Origin of the sequence: Paenibacillus thiaminolyticus (assembly GCF_007066085.1) — a bacterium.
GTDB classification, from domain to species: domain Bacteria; phylum Bacillota; class Bacilli; order Paenibacillales; family Paenibacillaceae; genus Paenibacillus_B; species Paenibacillus_B thiaminolyticus.
Genome location: NZ_CP041405.1, coordinates 4,662,039 through 4,678,932 on the forward strand (window position 1 = coordinate 4,662,039; position 16,894 = coordinate 4,678,932).

The 16,894-nt window shown below is 55.3% G+C and carries 12 protein-coding genes; 11 read left to right on the top strand and 1 reads right to left on the bottom strand.

From position 1 onward, the window contains the following. Positions 1–150 precede the first annotated feature (150 nt). From FLT43_RS20730 to FLT43_RS20740, 3 genes are read left to right on the top strand one after another with little or no spacing between them, the layout of a single operon-like run. Entirely contained in the window at positions 151–1,140 is a 990-nt protein-coding gene (locus FLT43_RS20730) for an ABC transporter permease (RefSeq protein ID WP_244194206.1), read from the top strand. Between the two features lie 13 nt (positions 1,141–1,153). Beyond that, a complete protein-coding gene (locus tag FLT43_RS20735; RefSeq protein WP_087442752.1) occupies positions 1,154–2,038 on the top strand; it encodes a carbohydrate ABC transporter permease in 885 nt (294 codons plus the stop codon). Between the two features lie 28 nt (positions 2,039–2,066). Further along, on the top strand, positions 2,067–3,698 hold the full coding sequence (locus FLT43_RS20740; RefSeq protein WP_087442751.1) for an extracellular solute-binding protein: 1,632 nt from the start codon (positions 2,067–2,069) through the stop codon (positions 3,696–3,698). A gap of 89 nt (positions 3,699–3,787) precedes the next feature. Here FLT43_RS20740 and FLT43_RS20745 read toward each other — a convergent pair whose 3' ends face one another. Continuing rightward, the gene (locus FLT43_RS20745; protein ID WP_244194202.1) at positions 3,788–4,702 is read right to left on the bottom strand and encodes a serine hydrolase domain-containing protein; all 915 of its coding nucleotides are present in this window, start codon (positions 4,700–4,702) and stop codon (positions 3,788–3,790) included. A 439-nt stretch (positions 4,703–5,141) separates the two neighbouring features. On the opposite strand from FLT43_RS20745, the gene FLT43_RS20750 reads away from it, so the two are divergent. From FLT43_RS20750 to FLT43_RS20785, 8 genes are all read left to right on the top strand, one after another. Beyond that, the gene (locus tag FLT43_RS20750) at positions 5,142–5,618 is read left to right on the top strand and encodes an alpha/beta hydrolase (protein ID WP_087442750.1); all 477 of its coding nucleotides are present in this window, start codon (positions 5,142–5,144) and stop codon (positions 5,616–5,618) included. Next, positions 5,615–6,574: an ABC transporter permease gene (locus tag FLT43_RS20755; RefSeq protein ID WP_115057736.1), complete on the top strand. Its 960-nt coding sequence runs from the start codon at positions 5,615–5,617 to the stop codon at positions 6,572–6,574. The genes FLT43_RS20750 and FLT43_RS20755 overlap by 4 nt, the downstream gene beginning before the upstream one ends. Before the next feature lie 16 nt (positions 6,575–6,590). Continuing rightward, positions 6,591–7,493 (top strand): carbohydrate ABC transporter permease, encoded by a 903-nt coding sequence (locus tag FLT43_RS20760; protein ID WP_087442749.1) that lies wholly within the window; start codon positions 6,591–6,593, stop codon positions 7,491–7,493. Positions 7,494–7,626: 133 nt separating this feature from the next. Continuing rightward, on the top strand, positions 7,627–9,219 hold the full coding sequence (locus FLT43_RS20765) for a type 2 periplasmic-binding domain-containing protein (protein ID WP_087442748.1): 1,593 nt from the start codon (positions 7,627–7,629) through the stop codon (positions 9,217–9,219). Between the two features lie 345 nt (positions 9,220–9,564). Next, positions 9,565–11,736, top strand: coding sequence for a glycoside hydrolase family 3 N-terminal domain-containing protein (locus FLT43_RS20770; protein WP_087442747.1), 2,172 nt, complete (start codon positions 9,565–9,567; stop codon positions 11,734–11,736). Between the two features lie 106 nt (positions 11,737–11,842). Then, positions 11,843–15,205 (top strand): GH36-type glycosyl hydrolase domain-containing protein, encoded by a 3,363-nt coding sequence (locus tag FLT43_RS20775; RefSeq protein ID WP_087442746.1) that lies wholly within the window; start codon positions 11,843–11,845, stop codon positions 15,203–15,205. A gap of 90 nt (positions 15,206–15,295) precedes the next feature. Next, positions 15,296–16,261 carry a LacI family DNA-binding transcriptional regulator gene (locus tag FLT43_RS20780; protein ID WP_087442745.1) on the top strand — a complete coding sequence of 322 codons (966 nt, stop codon included), beginning with the start codon at positions 15,296–15,298 and terminating at the stop codon, positions 16,259–16,261. A gap of 161 nt (positions 16,262–16,422) precedes the next feature. Next, positions 16,423–16,836 carry a hypothetical protein gene (locus FLT43_RS20785; RefSeq protein ID WP_127510927.1) on the top strand — a complete coding sequence of 138 codons (414 nt, stop codon included), beginning with the start codon at positions 16,423–16,425 and terminating at the stop codon, positions 16,834–16,836. Positions 16,837–16,894 lie beyond the last annotated feature (58 nt).

The following is a 16,894-nucleotide window of genomic DNA, read 5'->3' on the forward strand; positions in this document are numbered from 1 at the left end:
AAGCAGGTTCTCGCGGCTCGTGCAGCGAATTTTCCGCGGCAGAGAAGCGGGAACCAATACCCAATCTTTGATCTTGTTAAAAAATTACAAAAAGTAATGTATTTTAATTGAAAAAACCCGGGTATCGAGCAGAGCTATTTTGTTTTGTCAATGGAGAGAGGAAGGAGAGTGAATGAAGAGTTGAGCAAAGCAGGGGTTACAACCGAGAGTCTCCCGGCGGTCCCGGCGCGCAGATCCTCCTGGGTCTGGCGCTCGATCAAGCGCAACTGGCAGCTGTATGCGCTCATTACGCCGGTCGTTATTTACTATATCATTTTTCATTATTTGCCGATGTACGGCGTGCAGATCGCGTTCAAGGACTTCATCGCTTCCAAAGGAATCTGGGACAGTCCTTGGGTGGGCTTCAAGCATTTCGAACGGTTTTTCAGCAGCTATTTCTTTGAACGGCTTATTGTGAATACGCTTACAATCAGTCTGTACACGCTGCTGGTCAGCTTTCCGATCCCGATATTGCTGGCCTTGATGCTGAATGAAGCGAAGGCGGAATGGTTCAAGAAGACCGTCCAGACGATTACGTACGCGCCGCATTTTCTGTCTGTCGTCGTTGTGGTCGGCATGCTTTTTATTTTCCTGAACCCGAGCACGGGCATCGTTAACCACCTGATTGTCGCCTTCGGCGGGGAGCCGATTGCCTTCATGACGGATGCGAAATGGTTCAAGACGCTGTATGTGCTGTCGGATGTGTGGCAGACGATGGGCTGGAGCTCGATCATTTATTTGGCGGCCTTGTCCGGTGTCGATCATCAGCTGCATGAAGCAGCGACGATTGATGGGGCGAGCAAGCTGCAGCGCATCTGGCATATCAATATTCCGACGATTGCCCCGACGATTATTATTTTGCTGATCCTCAATCTCGGGACGGTCATGGCGGTGGGCTTCGAGAAAATCTTCCTGATGCAGAACAATCTGAATCTCGCCAGCTCGGATGTCATCTCCACCTATGTGTACCGCAGCGGGATACTGGATGCGCAGTACAGCTTCTCCGCCGCGGTAGGATTATTCAATTCGGTTGTGAACTTCGCGCTCTTGATTATCGTGAACTCGATCGCCAGACGCGTAAGCACGACGAGTCTATGGTAAGGAGGGGGTTGCCATGATCGATCGCTCCATCGGAGACCGAATCTTCGATGTCGTCAATTACGTCCTGTTAACGCTGGTCATGCTCATTGTGCTCTATCCGCTTCTCTTCGTCCTGAGCGCCTCTGTCAGCAACCCGGAGACGGTGCTGCGCGGCGAGATGTGGCTGATTCCGAAGCAAATCAACTTCGACGCATACGCCAAAATTTTTCAGAATAAAGACATTCTCCTTGGTTACGGCAACACGATTCTATACACCCTTCTCGGCACGGCCATCAATCTCATCATGACGATATGTGCGGCGTATCCGCTCGCCCGCAAAGACTTCCTCGGCCGAGGGCTGATTACCGGCATGATCGTATTCACCATGTTCTTCGGCGGCGGGCTCATTCCTACGTACTTGCTCATCAAAAACTTGAATATGCTCGACACGCTGTGGGTGATGGTGATTCCGAACGCCGTCGCGGTCTGGAACATCATCATTATGCGCACGTTCTTCCAGCAATCGATACCGGGCGAGATTCAGGAGGCAGCCATGATTGACGGATGCAGCCATATGCAGACGCTGCTGCGCATCGTCCTGCCCCTGTCGATGCCGATTATCGCCGTCATGGTGCTGTTCTATGCGGTAGGCCACTGGAATTCCTATTTCAACGCGCTGATTTACTTGTCCAGCAAGGACAAATTCCCGCTGCAGCTCATTCTGCGCGAGATTCTGATTCAGAGCGATTCGGGCGACATGATCAAGCTGACGTCGGAATCGGCCGTGAAGATGAAGATGAGTGTAGAGGGATTGAAATATGCGGTGCTGGTCGTGGCGAATTTGCCGATGCTCGTCTTGTATCCGTTCCTGCAGCGCTATTTTGTCAAAGGCATCATGATTGGAGCTCTGAAGGGGTAACCGACCACAAGCAAAAGGGGGAAATGTTGTGAGAACAAAAAAATGGCTGATGACGACGATGAGTGTGCTGCTGAGCTTCTCGCTGCTGATTACGGCATGCGGAGGCAGCGGAGGAGGGGGAGGAGCCGCTGCCGGCAGCAGCGAGGAGCGGCTCGCCAAGATGAACAAGGAAGGGATGCCGATCGCCAAGGAAAAGATAACGATATCCGGCTTCGCCGCGAAGTTCTATGCTTCGGCGGACTGGAGCAAGCTGATGCTCTGGGAAGAATACGAGAAGATGACCAATATTCATATCGATTGGGAGACGGTTCAGGTCGACAGCTTGAAGGAGAAGCGCAACATCAAGCTGGCCGGCGGCGACTATCCCGAGATTTTCTTCGCCTCCGCCTTCGCCAAGAGCGATCTGATCAAGTACGGGAGCCAGGGCACCTTCCTGCGGCTGAATGAGCTGATCGACGAGCATGCTCCGAATTTCAAGGCGTTGATGGAGAAATACCCAATCGTGAAGCAGGGCATTACGATGCCGGACGGCAGCATTTACGGCCTGCCGACCGTGTTCGACCCAGACTTCAAATCGCTGTTCTACGGGACGCCGTGGATGAAGAAGGAATGGCTCGACAAGCTGGGGCTGCAGCCGCCGACCAATCTGGAGGAGCTGCATACGGTGCTGAAGGCGATCAAGGACGGCGACCCGAACGGCAACGGGAAGAAGGATGAGATCCCGTGGGGTTCCCGGGGCGTCTGGATCATGATCAACTTCCTGAAGGGCTCGTTCGGGCTGAACAAGAACGGGACGGCCAATCCGAACGTCGACCTCGATCCGGATACCGGCAAGCTCCGGTTCGTGCCAGCGACGAAGCAGTACAAGGAGCTGCTGCAATATGTCGCGAAGCTGCACGCGGACGGGCTGTTCGATCCGGAGACGTTCACGATGAAGGATACCGACATTACGTCCAAGGCGACGGACGGCGTGTACGGCTTCCTGGACGGCGTGAATCCGAAGGCCGTCTACAATCAGGAGGGCTATGTCGGCATGCCGGTGCTCGAAGGACCGTACGGCGACAAGACCGCGACCAACATCGGCTCGCCGCTCGGCAATATCGGCATGTTCGTGCTGACGGACAAGGCGAAGAACCCGGAAGCGGCCATTCGCTGGATGGATCATTTCTACAGCGATGAAGGGGTCAAAATGTTCTTCATGGGCTTCGAAGGCGTGACGTACAAAGTGAATGAGAAGGGCGAATACGAGTATCTGGATACGATCACGAACAATCCGGACGGCTTGAACCTGGATCAGGCGGTCAGCCAATATCTTACCTGGCCGGGCGGATATTATCCGGGCATGGTGATGCAGAAGTACTTCAAGGGGGCGGAAGGGCTGCCTTCGTCGGTCAAGAACGCCGAGGAGGCGGAGCCGCATTCGATCCCGATGAGCGAGGTCTGGCCGGCCTTCAACTTCACCCCGGAGGAGCAGGATGAGTTGACGACGCTTCAGACGGATATTCATACGTATGTCGATGAGATGCGCGACAAGTTCGCTTCGGGCGCGGCCGAATTCGATCAATGGGACAATTATGTGCAGCAGCTGGAAAAGATGAATCTGAAGCGTTACCTGGAGATTTACCAAGCGGCGTATGAGCGCTATCTGAAATCGAAATAATGGCCTCGATTCTAAAATCGAAGCCCCGTGCCGAGCAGTCCGGCACGGGGCTTGCTGTTGCAGGAAGGGAATTATGAAGGCGGCCGCGATTACAGCAACGGCAGAACCTCGTCCCAGACCGCATCGAGGATACTCTGCATATCTCCCTCGTTGCTGTTGATAGCGATCGCCGCATCATGGCCGGGGATTACGATACAGAACTGCCCGTGCGCCCCGTCGGCACGATAGGCGTCATGCGTGCACATCCAGAACTGGCAGCCATAGCCCTGACTCCAGTCGATGCTGCCCTCGTTGCCGATATGCTTGCGTGTGGCGAATGCAATCCACTCCGCTGGAATGAGCTGCTCGCCTTCCCAAGCGCCCTGCTGCAGCAGCAGCTGTCCGAAGCGGCTCAGCTCCTCGTTGCTGATGCGCAGCCCCGCGCATCCGAGCGTGACGCCGAGCGGGGATGTGTCCCACTCGACGCGTTCCATCCCAAGCGGCTCGAACAAGCGCGGCGTCAGATATTGATGGACCGTCTCGCCGACAGCGGCCTGCACCATCGCCGAAATCATGAAGGTGTCGCCGCTGCTGTAGGTGAACTGCTCGCCGGGAGGGCGGTCCAGAGGCAGCGACATATAGTATTTGGCCCAGTCCTTCTCCTGCAGCGACTTTCTCTCGTCGGCCCACAGCGGCGGAGCGTCATGGCCGGAGGACATCCGCAGCAGATCGTACAAGCGGATGCGGCCGGGCTCAAGGGCGGGATCGTCCGCCATTCCTTCCCGCACATGCTGGGGAAACACATCACCGAGCGTCGTATCCAATGCCAGCTTCCCTTCCTCGATCGCCAGTCCGGCCGCCATGCAGGTGAACGATTTGCTAACCGAGTGCTGTACGCGACGGATATCTTCGCTTGCATCCCACTGTCCCGCCAGACGGCCGCCTTGCCGTACACGCGCGGAGAGAACGTTTAGTTTTTTCCCGGTTATCCGCTGAACAAAACCGGTTAATACATTAGACATCATCCAGTCCTTCTTTCCTTATTGGATTTCGAAATGATGCAGAGAGGTACGTAGGCAGGAAGAGCAGCCTCCCCCTTATGTAAATCGCAATAGAAACGTTTCCGTAATAAAGCGCTAAGCTGATATTTATCATATTACAATCGCTTTCATAGCATGTCAACGAACAGGAAGTAAGCGCTTTTCCCGGTCCTATTAAATCAATATAAGGATATTTATAGATAAAATGGGACGATGGAGTTTTTGCTTCAATATTTTTTGCGCTTATTTTCGAAAAAATCATTGACAGGCTCAGGGGGCGAGATCTATGATTTAGTCGAAACGATTCGATAAAACGCTTTCACAGAAAAAACACCGCAAGGGAGCTTACCTTCCCAGGCGCGAACTCGTTGCAAAAGAGATGCAGTCTATGCTTTTCAACTTTTGAAAATGAAAGGGATTACATATGGCGCATGTAACGATAGATACTGGCCCGACGACACTGCGAATGACAACGAACATCCATGTCGTCTATCCCCTGGAGTCTCCGCTTCCGTCAGGCAGCACGCTGTACCTGCTTCACGAGGCGGGGAACAATGCGAGCACATGGCAGCGGCTGACGACGATCGGGCTGTATGCGGCCAAGTACGGCTGCACGGTCATCATGCCGGAGGCGAACCGCAGCTACTGCACAGATATGGAGTACGGGAGAGCGAAGGAGAAGGCAACGCTTCCGTCTCTCCTGTGCTGTTGCGGAACCGGCGACCGGTTCATCGCAATGAACCGCGACTTAGCGGCTTACATGCAGGGCACTCCATGTGACTTCCGGTACGTGGAAGGACCGGGAACGCATGATTGGCTCTTCTGGGAAGAGCATTTGCAGACGGCATTTGACTTCCTGTGTGAGGACAAGAACGAGGGAGAGAGAGGAGATGCAATTTGAAAGCCACTGCTTTAGATCCAGACGTACATGGGAAAGGACATTCGAAATTCGGAAGCCTGCTTGCGCAGCTATGGAAGAACAGAATGGTATATACGCTGCTTCTTCCCGGATTGATATGGCTGCTGCTGTTCGCCTACTTGCCGATGGGCGGCCTCTCGCTCGCCTTCAAGGATTACAAGGCGAATCTCGGAATCTGGGGCAGCCCGTGGGTCGGGTTCGAGAATTTCAAGTACGTGTTCCGCGATCCGGCATTCATCGATGCCTTATGGCGAACGCTGTACATCAATATTATTAAGCTCGTCATCCAGTTCCCGTTCCCGATTCTGCTCGCGTTGATGCTGAACGAGCTGCGGATGCGGCGGACGAAAAAAATCTTCCAGACGGTCTTTACGTTTCCTCATTTCCTGTCCTGGATTATCGTATCCGGCGTCGTCATCAATGTGCTGGCGTATGACGGGCTCGTGAACAGCGCCTTGGCGCTGCTCGGCTTGCCGACGATCAACTTCCTCGGCTCGGAGGAGATGTTCGTTCCGATGCTGCTGCTCACGGATATTTGGAAGTCGACTGGATGGGGCGCGATTATCTATCTGGCCGCGATATCCGGGATCGACCAGGATCAGTACGAGTCGGCTCAGATCGACGGCGCGTCGCGGATGCAGCAGATGTTCCGGATTACGCTGCCGAACATTTTGCCTACCGTCACCATCATGTTCATTTTGTCGGTGGGCGGCCTGATGTCGTCGGGCTTCGACCAGATTTTCAACTTGGCCAATGCGGCGACGAAGAACGTGTCGGAAGTATTGGATGTGTATATTTACCGCATTACGTTCCAGTCTTCGACGGACTTCTCGTTTTCCACGGCGGTCAGCCTGTTCCGTTCTCTCATTAATATGATTCTGCTGCTTCTGGCGGACAGGGTGGCCAAAATGCTGGGCGGAGACGGTCTGTTCCGATAAGAGAGGGGTGCAAGGGATGAGCAAGACAGCTGCCAAGCAGCGTAAGTTCCGCATCGGAAAAATGACGGCGCTCGATTACGTTATTTTCTTCCTGCTGCTTCTATTCGCCTTATTGATTCTGATTCCGTTTTGGAATGTCATCATGATTTCCTTCTCGACGCCGAAGGAATATGCGGATAATCCGCTGATGATGTTCCCGAGAAATCCGACCTTGGCTTCCTATAAAGCGCTGTTCGAGGACGGAAGTATTTTGACGGGCTACTGGAATACGTTCAAGCTGCTGATCGTAGGCTTGCCGCTCAGCCTGTTCTTGACGAGCAGCATGGCTTACGCGCTCAGCAGAAGCAAGTTCCCGGGCAAGAAGATCATCTTCTTCCTCGTACTGTTCACGATGATCTTCAACGGCGGCATCGTGCCGCTCTACCTGATTATGAAATCGCTCCATCTGACAGGCTCGCTGTGGTCCGTCATCCTGGCCGGCAGCTTCAGCGCATTCAACATGATATTGATGATGAACTACTTCCAGAGCCTGCCTGAATCGCTGATGGAATCCGCAAGGCTGGACGGAGCGGGCGAATGGAGAATTCTCTTCTCCGTTGTCCTGCCGCTGGCGGCGCCAATCATGGCTACCATTACACTCTTCTATGGCGTCGCATACTGGAACAGTTGGTACGACGCGATGATTTTCCTGCGCAAGGCGGATCAGCTGCCGCTGCAGAACGTACTGCGAACGATCATTGTCGAGTCGCAGACCAACGTCTCGAACGCCTCCAGCGTCGATGCGGTCGGCAAGCAAGCTTTTTCAACGGGGATGAAAATGGCTGCAGTCTTCGTGACGATGGTGCCGATTATGTGCTTCTTCCCGATGTTGCAAAAGCATTTCGCTAAAGGGGTGTTAACAGGGGCTATTAAGACCTGATAACTACTAGAGGCAGTTCAAAAAGCTCGCTTTTGATCACGAAGTGGTACAGGAAGTGACTACCGAACTTTTTGAACACTCACAAAATTAGATTTTTGCACCAAAAATCTAAAATCACGGGGGAGACATCCAAATGGAAACGAACAAAAGGCTGTCGGTAAAATCGGTTCTGGCTATCGCCTTATGTGTGGTCATGCTGATGGTGACTGCTTGCTCGAAGCAGGAAGCGCAAGGCGGCAATGAGAAGGACGGCGACGGAAGCTACACAGACAAGCTGACCATTTCCGTGGCGAGCACGATTCAGCTCAAAGACGGCCAACTCGACAATGAATTCCACAAGTTCTGGATGGACAAGTTCAACATCGATTGGGACTACAACTTCATCGAATGGGATTCCTGGGGCGAGAAGCTGCGGCTGTGGATCAACTCCGGCGACCTGCCTGACGTTGCGGCCTGGAACTACATTCACGGCGATGCGATGAATTATATCGACCAAGGGCTTCTCTACCAATTCCCGGATGACTGGAAGGAGCGTTGGCCGAACGTGGCGGCGGCTTACAAGCTGACGGGCCTGGGCGAGAAGCTGGAAGAGCTGACGGGCGGCACCTATGTGCTGCCGCGGCCGGTCTACTACGAGAATAAGCCAGCCGATCCGCTGGTGAACCAGATCGGCGTCATCGCGCTGCGCAAAGACTGGGCGGAAGCGGCCGGCTTCGAATTGAAGGACGTCTATACGACAAGCGAGTTGATGGAATACGCCAAGCTGGTGAAGGAGAAGGATCCGGGCAAGGTCGGATCGAACCTGGTGCCGATCTCTTATAACGCCGGCGATGCGCTGACGAATATCATCATGCCGAACAGCGAGCACTCCCGCGTCGAGTCCGCGTTCTACCAAGGCGAGGACGGCAAATATCACTGGGGGCCTGCCGATCCGGCAACCCTGACCGGTCTGAAGCTGATGCAGAAGGCATATAAAGAAGGGCTGCTCCATCCGGAGTTCTATACCTGGAAGAACAGCGAAGGCAGCGACAATTTCCGGGTGAAGGGCACCGCCGCGATTACGAGCCTTGGCGGTCTGGCGTCGTACAGACAAGACGTGGATAAGGCGATGAAGAAAAATATCGGCGTAGAGAGCGATGAAGCCGTTCATACCGCGATCGTGCTTGGCGACGACGGCAAGTACCGCAACCTGGAGCAGGTCAACTTCTGGTCCGCGATTATCTTCTCGCCGGACATTAGCGAGGAGAAATTCGAACGCATCATGGATCTGCTGGATTATTCGACGGCGCAAGAGGGACAAATGCTGCTCAATATGGGCTTCGAGGGCAAGGATTGGAAGTACGGCGACAACCAAGAACTCGTCAGCCTGCTGCCGGAAGGCACGTCCCTGGAAGACAAGTATCCAAGCCGCTTCGAAGGGCTGTACCTCCTGGGCGATGACTTCAGCATGATCAACCCGGCGATTAAAAAGGAATATCGCGACAGAGCGATCCTTCACTATCAGAACAAAGCCAAGCTCGGCAAAGAAGGCGGCAAGCTGGCCGAGTACGATTGGACGGTTCAACTGTACGATTCCAAAGCCAAAAATCAGGCGACCTTCAACTATGAGTCGGAATATACGAACCTGATTCTGCAAAACGGCGATCTGGAAGCCAACTGGAAGAAATGGGTGGACAGTAAAATGCCGCTTGTCCAACCGGTTCTGGATGAACTGAACCAACAATAAGAGAGAAGCATGCAGCTGTAAGTGAAGTTGGCCTGAGGCGTTCGCCAGTGGTCCGAGTCAATGGAACCCGGGATGCAGGATAGTACGGTGCAGCCGGGTTCTTCCCTTCATCGTCCAGCTCTTCTGATTGAGGAATGTGCATAACTGCAGCAGCGGAGGACTCCCTTCGCTGGTGTATGACCTGAGGGTGCCAGGCTCCGATGATTGTGCTTCTGTCATTCCGGTTATGCATGCTCCTGAGAAAGGAGAAGGAATCTGGCAGTGATTCAATTTTGAAAATCGATCTTTTATCCTGCAAAAAACAATGAACACGTCCTAATAAATGAAGCAATGGAGGATCGAAATATGGACAATCCGCAATTAACCGCCCTGTTGCAGCAAATGACGTTGGAAGAGAAAGTCGCGCAATTGCTGCAGCTTACGGCCTATTTTCATGAAGGCGCAGAGAGCGAAGGACAAGTAACCGGTCCAATGGAAGAAATGGGGATCACCGAATTGATGGTGACCGCCAGCGGATCCGTGCTCGGACTGTCGGGCGCGCAGGCTGTCATTGACGTCCAGAGATCCTATGTAAGCAAAAGCCGGCTCGGCATTCCGCTGCTGTTCATGGCGGATGTCGTGCACGGGTTTAAGACAATATTTCCGATTCCGCTCGCAATCGGCTGCTCCTGGGATGTGGATCTTGCCGAGAAAAGCGCCGCCGTGGCCGCCAAGGAATCTGCGGTGTCAGGCATCCATGTTACCTTCGCGCCGATGGTGGATCTGGCTCGCGACCCGCGCTGGGGACGAGTAATGGAGACGACCGGGGAAGATCCGTATCTGAATAGCCTCTTCGCGCGCGCGTTCGTCCGCGGTTATCAGGGCGGCAATCTGAAGGAGGATTCCGAGCGCCTCGCGGCCTGTGTCAAGCATTTCGCCGCCTATGGCGCGCCGGAGGGCGGACGCGACTACAACACGGTCGACATGTCGGAGCGCCAGCTGCGCGAATATTATTTGCCGGCCTACCAAGCGGCGCTGGACGAGGGCTGCGCCATGGTGATGACCTCCTTCAATACCGTTGACGGTATTCCGGCCACCGGCAATGAGAAGCTGACGCGCGGCATCCTGCGCGAGGAATGGGGCTTCGACGGCGTCGTCATCTCGGACTGGGCGTCGATTCGGGAAATGATCGCCCACGGCGCGGCCGAGGATGATCGCGAAGCGGCATACCGGGCGATTCGCGCGGGCGTCGATATCGAGATGATGACCCCGTGCTATGTCGGGCATCTGCCGGAGCTCGTTCAGAGCGGTCTGGTCGACGAAGCGTTCATTGATGAAGCTGTGCTGCGCATTTTGCGGTTGAAGGAGAAGCTGGGTCTGTTCGACAATCCGCTGCGCGGGGCGGATCCGGAGCGTGAACGCGAGGTGCTCTTCTGCGAGGAGCATCGCCAAGTCTCCTATGAGTTGGCAGCCAAATCATGCGTCCTGCTCAAGAACGACGGCGTGCTTCCGCTCCAGCCGGGAGCCAAGGTGGCGCTCATCGGGCCGTTCGCGGACAGCGAAGACATCCTCGGCTGGTGGTCCTGCGCCGGCGTGAAGGAAGACGCCGTCAAGCTGGGGGCCGCGCTGGCCGAGCGAATGCAGGACGGGCTGCTGGAGATCGTTCCCGGCTGTAGCATCGACAGGATTGCGCCGGAGGACTGCGAAGCGGCGCTGGCCGCGGCCCAGGGCGCCGATATCGTCGTGCTCGCTCTCGGCGAGGAAGCGGCGATGAGCGGAGAAGGCGGCTCCCGGACGGACATCCGCCTGCCGGAGGCGCAGCTTGAGCTGGTGAAGCGGGTGAAATCATTGGGCAAGCCGATGGCTGCGGTGCTGTTCAATGGCCGTCCGCTCGATCTGCATGGCATATACGAGGAAGCCGATGCGGTGCTGGAGGCCTGGTTCCCGGGCAGCGAGGGCGGCGCGGCGATTGCCGATATTTTGCTTGGCCGCGTCAATCCGTCCGGCAGGCTGACGATGTCGTTCCCGCAATCGGCAGGGCAGGTGCCTGTCTACTACAACCATTTCAATACCGGCCGGCCTCTCGACCCGGCCAAGACGGAAGAACGCTACGTATCGAAATATATCGACAGCCCGAACGAGCCGCTGCTTCCGTTCGGCTTCGGCTTGTCCTATACGACGTTCGAATACGGCGAGGTAACGCTCTCCAGCAGCGTGATGACGCCGGAGCAGCCGCTCCGTGTCAGCGTCCGGGTGACGAACACGGGCACAAGATCCGGGGTGGAGACGGTGCAGCTCTATATCCGCGATGTCGCCGGCGATGTCGTTCGTCCGGTTCGCGAGCTGAAGGGCTATGCTCAGGTGGAGCTGGCGCCGGGAGAGAGCGAGAGCGTGACGTTTACCGTGACCGAGGAGCAACTGCGGTACCATCATGCCGATCTCCGCTGCGCAAGCGACCCGGGAACGTTCCGCGTCTATGTCGGGCCGAACAGCCGGGATACGGCGGAGCATTCGTTCAAGCTGATCCGGTCCAAGTAACGGAAGCTGCCTCCTTTTTTCTTATTAATATAGGAATTTGACATTCTCTAACATAGATGAATTGATGTTCGATGCTGATGAAAGAGCTGGGAGGAATGACACACACATGACAATCATAGAGACATCCAAGACGTCCAAGCTTGGCGTTCTAGCCGGCGATCTGCGCTTTACCTTTTGGGAGAGCGGGGATTTGTATCAGGCCGTAAGCGGCCGGACGATGATCAATCAACTGATGACCAGCCCGCTTGACGGGTCCTTGAATAATCTGTATCTCCGGATTCATGGAGAATCCGGCATCCGGTTCTATCCGCTGCTCGGCGTTCACTCCGGCAGCACGGTTCGCGCCGGCGAAGGCCGTCTCGTCTGGGAGGGCGCGGCCGAAGGCGTCGCATATCGGGTGACGTTCGCGCCGATGAAGCAGGGCGTCTGGTTCTGGGACGTCGAGGCGCGCGGTGACGGCGTGAAGATCGACGTCGTCTACGGCCAGGATATCGGCGTCGCCGATCCCGGTGCCGTGCGCAGCAATGAAGCGTATCTGTCGCAGTATATCGACCACGCCGTATTCGAGGACGAGACGAAGGGCTATGTCGTCTGCTCGCGCCAGAACCAGCCGCAGGGCGGAGCGTTCCCGTACGTTCAGCAGGGCGCGCTGACTGGCGCGGCCGGTTTTTCGACCGACGGATTCCAATTTTTCGGCCGCTCCTACAAGGAGACGAATGTTCCGGCGGCCTTAAGCGAAGCCAGGCTGGCCAATGAAATCTATCAGTACGAATTCGCTTATACGGCGCTTCAATCACAGCCGGTAGCGCTTAGTGGTGAAGCCCGCTTCGTCTTCTACGGCCTCTTCAAGCCGGATCATGCAGCCGCCGTGACGGAGCTGGAATACGCGGATGAGGTGCAAGCGGCCTGGGAGGCGTATCTGTCCTCAGACGGGGCTGAGCCGCTGCGCGAGCTGCCTCCGGTTCGCCTGAAGCCGGCGATTGGCGAGCCGCTTCGCACCCTTTCCATGAAGGAGGAGGAAGTGAAGGCGCGGTTCTCTCGCATTCATCAGGAGGAGCGCGACGGGCAAGGGCGGCTGCTGGCCTTCTTCACGGATACGTATGAGCATGTCGTACTGAAGGAGAAGGAACTGCTGGTCGAACGCCCGCACGGGCATATTCTGATGAGCGGCCGCAGCGTGAAGCTGGGCGCCGACGTCCTGACGACCACTTCCTATATGTACGGTCTGTTCAATTCTCATGTGGTGGCCGGGAACACGAATTTCAACAAAATGATGAGCAATGCCCGCAACCCGCTCAACGTGCCGAAAACGGCCGGGCAGCGCATTTACGTGGAACGGGAAGGCAAGTACCGCCTGCTCGCGATGCCTTCGCTGTTCGAGATCGGATTTAACTATGTACGGTGGTATTACAAAACGGAAGACGACATGCTGATCATTACGAACTTCACGGCGGCGGATGCGCCGGAGGTACGCTTGCATGTGCGTACGGAGAGCGGCAAGTCTTATCGCTATCTGGTCACGAATCAGGTCACGATGCATGTCAATGAGTATGAACTGCCGGTACAGATGAGCAATGACCAGGGCGCGCTAATCTTCTCCGCGGATCCCGTATCGCTTAGCGCGGGCGTCTACCCGAAGCTGCAGTACCGCATGCGGGTGGAAGGCGCAGACGCCGCTGTTGGCGACGAGACGGCGCTGGCCGACGGCATCCGTTCTGGCGACGCTTCCCTCGTGACGCTGCAGCTGGAAGCGAGCCCGGAGTGGACGCTGACGATGCAAGGGCGGCTTGACGGAGAGGAGTCTGCCCGGCCCTCGCGCAGCATGGAGGAAGAGATTGCGGACTATCGCGAATTTTTCAGAGAGACGATGAACGGATTCCGGCTGTCGAGCGGCGGAGAGAGCGCGGAAGAGCTTTTCAAGGTGAACGCCATCGCTTGGTGGTACACGCATAACATGCTTGTCCACTATTCGGTTCCGCATGGGCTGGAGCAGTATGGCGGCGCAGCGTGGGGAACCCGGGACGTCTGCCAGGGGCCGGTCGAATATTTCATGGCGACGCAGAAATACGAGCAGGTGCGGGATATTTTGAAGATGGTCTATTCCCACCAATATGAAGACGATGGCAACTGGCCGCAATGGTTCATGTTCGACAAGTATTACGCCATCCAGCAGGAGGAGAGCCACGGCGACATTATTGTGTGGCCGCTGAAAGTTTTGGGGGATTATTTGACGGCTACCCGAGATTACAGTATTTTGGAGGAAAAGGTTCCTTATACCATCAAGCACCGGTATGATTTCACGAAGCGCACGGCGACGATACGGGAGCATGCGGCCAAGGAAATCGATTATATCCGCACTCATTTCTTGCATGATACGCACCTGTCCTCGTACGGAGACGGAGACTGGGACGACACGCTCCAGCCGGCGAATGCACAGCTGAAGAAGTATATGGTCAGCAGTTGGACCGTCGCGCTGACGTATCAGGCGTTGAACCAGCTCTCCCGCGCGCTGCTTCCGGCGGATCAAGCGCTTGCGGCCGAGCTGCTGGAGATGGCGTCCGGCATCGCGCGGGACTACAAGCGCTACATGCTGGACACGAAGATCATTCCGGGCTTCCTCTATATGGAGGAGCCGGAGCATGTGAAGCGGATGCTGCATCCGACGGATACGGATACCGGCATCCAATTCCGGCTGCTGCCGATGACGCGGAGCATTATCGCGGAACTGGTCGATCCAGAGCAGGCCGAGGCCAATTACCGCCTCATTAAGGATAAGCTGTTCTTCCCGGACGGCGTCCGGCTGATGGACCGTCCGGCCCAGTACGCCGGCGGCGTCAGCACGCATTTCAAGCGGGCGGAACAGGCGGCTAACTTCGGCCGCGAGGTCGGGCTTCAATATGTGCATGCGCATATCCGCTATGTGGAAGCGATGGCGAAGCTGGGACATGCGGATGACGTATGGAACGGCTTGGAGGTTATTAATCCGGTCGGCATTTACGAGGTTGTGCCGAACGCGGAGCTACGTCAGAGCAATGCCTACTTCAGCAGCTCCGACGGCACATTCAATACCAGATACGAGGCTCAGACTCATATCGACGCGCTGCGCGGCGGGCAGGTCCCGGTGAAGGGAGGCTGGAGAATCTACTCCAGCGGACCGGGGATCTACATGAATCAGCTTATCTCCAACGCGCTTGGCATCCGGCAAGACGGCGGCGATCTCGTGATCGATCCGGTCCTTCCGGCCCGGTTGGACGGGATGCAGTTCGACTTCCGGTTCGCCGGGGCAAAGGTGACCTTCATCTATCGCATTACGGATGGAGCGGTCAGCCGCATCGTGATGAACGGGAAGCCGCTGAATACTGAACTTGTATCCAATCCGTATCGCCATGGCGGCCTGCGCGTGTCGAAGAATATCTTGGAACGCGAGATGAAGCCGGAGGATCGGAACATAGTCGAGATTTTTATGTAGTGGCGCTGCCGGATGTTACAATAGGGTTAACATTACCATTCATAATTAATGTATTGAAGGACTGGTGAACCAACGGAGGAGCGAGGACAAGTGGTTAGTATCAAGGATATCGCTAAAAAAGCCGGAGTTTCGATTTCGACGGTATCTTATGCTCTTAACGGCAGCAGCAAAGTGACGGACGAGACAAGCGCTAAAATTTTGGCGATTGCCAGGGAACTGAACTATGTGCCCAATGCTGCCGCAAGAACATTGAAGAAGAGGGAGTCCAAGATTGTAGGCGTGTTCCTGACGGATTTCAAAGGGGATGTATACGGAGAGCTTCTCGACGGAATGAAGGAAGTCTGCAACGCGCAAGGCTATGATCTGATTGTGTGCAGCGGCAAGCAGTCCCATCGCATGCTCCCCGAGCGGATGATTGATGGCGCCATTATTTTGGACCAGACATTTTCAAGCGAAGAACTGATTCAATTCGCGGACCGCAATCATCGCATCGTCGTGCTGGACCGGGAGCTGGAACATCCGAATATTAATCAGGTGCTGCTGGACAACAAGGCGGGAGCGACGCTGGCGACGGAATATTTGGTCGACCGGGGCCATAAGAAGATTTATGTCGTAACGGGTCCCGAAGGATCGTACGATTCCAATCAGCGGATGAAGGCCGTGAAGCTGGTCGCGAACCGGTCCGAGGATGTGGAATGGATCGAGATTCCGGGCAATTTCAAAAAGAGCGGCGGAGAGCGTGCCGCAGACCGGATTATACAGGAGTATACAGAGCCTGCGGCCGTCTTCTGCCTCAATGACGACATGGCGATCGGACTGTGCGACCGTCTGGCCGACACCGAGTACCGGATCGGCGAGCATATCCATGTGATCGGCTTCGACAACATCGAGATTACCCGTTACATGCAGCCTCGTCTCGCCACGATCGATTATTCCAAGCATAAATGGGGCGCCCTGGCCTCGGAGCAGCTCATCAAAATTATTTCCGGGGAAAAGGTGGAGCATGAACGGATTTACGTGACACTCGTGGAAGGGGAGTCCGTCGGCAGGGGATGATGGGGCTCTGTGAGTGTCAAGTGTTGAACCAATTCAAGTAGGGAGTAACGAGGAAGCACCTCACGATAAGCTCTTGGCTTATCATGGGTGCTTCTTTATGTAGCCACTTTTCATTAGATAAAAGTATTGCCCCGGCGGGGTACATCGGAGGTCTGGCATTCGTGCTAGATCTTTTTCGTATGGGGAAATTAAAAAATGGAATTGGATATTCTACATCCCTCTATATTCTTCATTTTGGTATAATTGTAAATGAGTGCTGCAATTGTCCGGTGAACAGTTCAAATCAGGAGGGGGAGAGGATCTTGCCTGCTGCGCGGACTAGATATGTCATTGCCAAATATCTGACTATGTTCGGGGTTATTCTCTGTGGAGCGGCAGCGATTTTTAGCACAGAGCACAAATCGATGTATATGGGAATCATGCTGCTCTGCATGTCTTTCGGTGTCTTCAATGAGGCCATCGCGTTGCGCATTAAGAAAGAAAATAAAGCAATGGAAGTGACTTCATATATCATTGGTGCACTGGTTTTTGTTGTGGCATGGCTTATATTGCTCGGCCTCTTACACGGGCTTTGACTGTGCCCCAGAGGCAGGCTGCGATTCCGTTCGCGGCCTGCTTTTTTCTTTTTCCCTC

Bases quoted from the DNA above. Each gene is read 5' to 3' on its own strand.
- FLT43_RS20730 (WP_244194206.1), top strand. From the start codon at position 151: ATGGAGAGAGGAAGGAGAGTGAATGAAGAGTTGAGCAAAGCAGGGGTT.
- FLT43_RS20735 (WP_087442752.1), top strand. From the start codon at position 1,154: ATGATCGATCGCTCCATCGGAGACCGAATCTTCGATGTCGTCAATTAC.
- FLT43_RS20745 (WP_244194202.1), bottom strand. From the start codon at position 4,702: ATGATGTCTAATGTATTAACCGGTTTTGTTCAGCGGATAACCGGGAAA.
- FLT43_RS20750 (WP_087442750.1), top strand. From the start codon at position 5,142: ATGGCGCATGTAACGATAGATACTGGCCCGACGACACTGCGAATGACA.
- FLT43_RS20760 (WP_087442749.1), top strand. From the start codon at position 6,591: ATGAGCAAGACAGCTGCCAAGCAGCGTAAGTTCCGCATCGGAAAAATG.
- FLT43_RS20765 (WP_087442748.1), top strand. From the start codon at position 7,627: ATGGAAACGAACAAAAGGCTGTCGGTAAAATCGGTTCTGGCTATCGCC.
- FLT43_RS20770 (WP_087442747.1), top strand. From the start codon at position 9,565: ATGGACAATCCGCAATTAACCGCCCTGTTGCAGCAAATGACGTTGGAA.
- FLT43_RS20775 (WP_087442746.1), top strand. From the start codon at position 11,843: ATGACAATCATAGAGACATCCAAGACGTCCAAGCTTGGCGTTCTAGCC.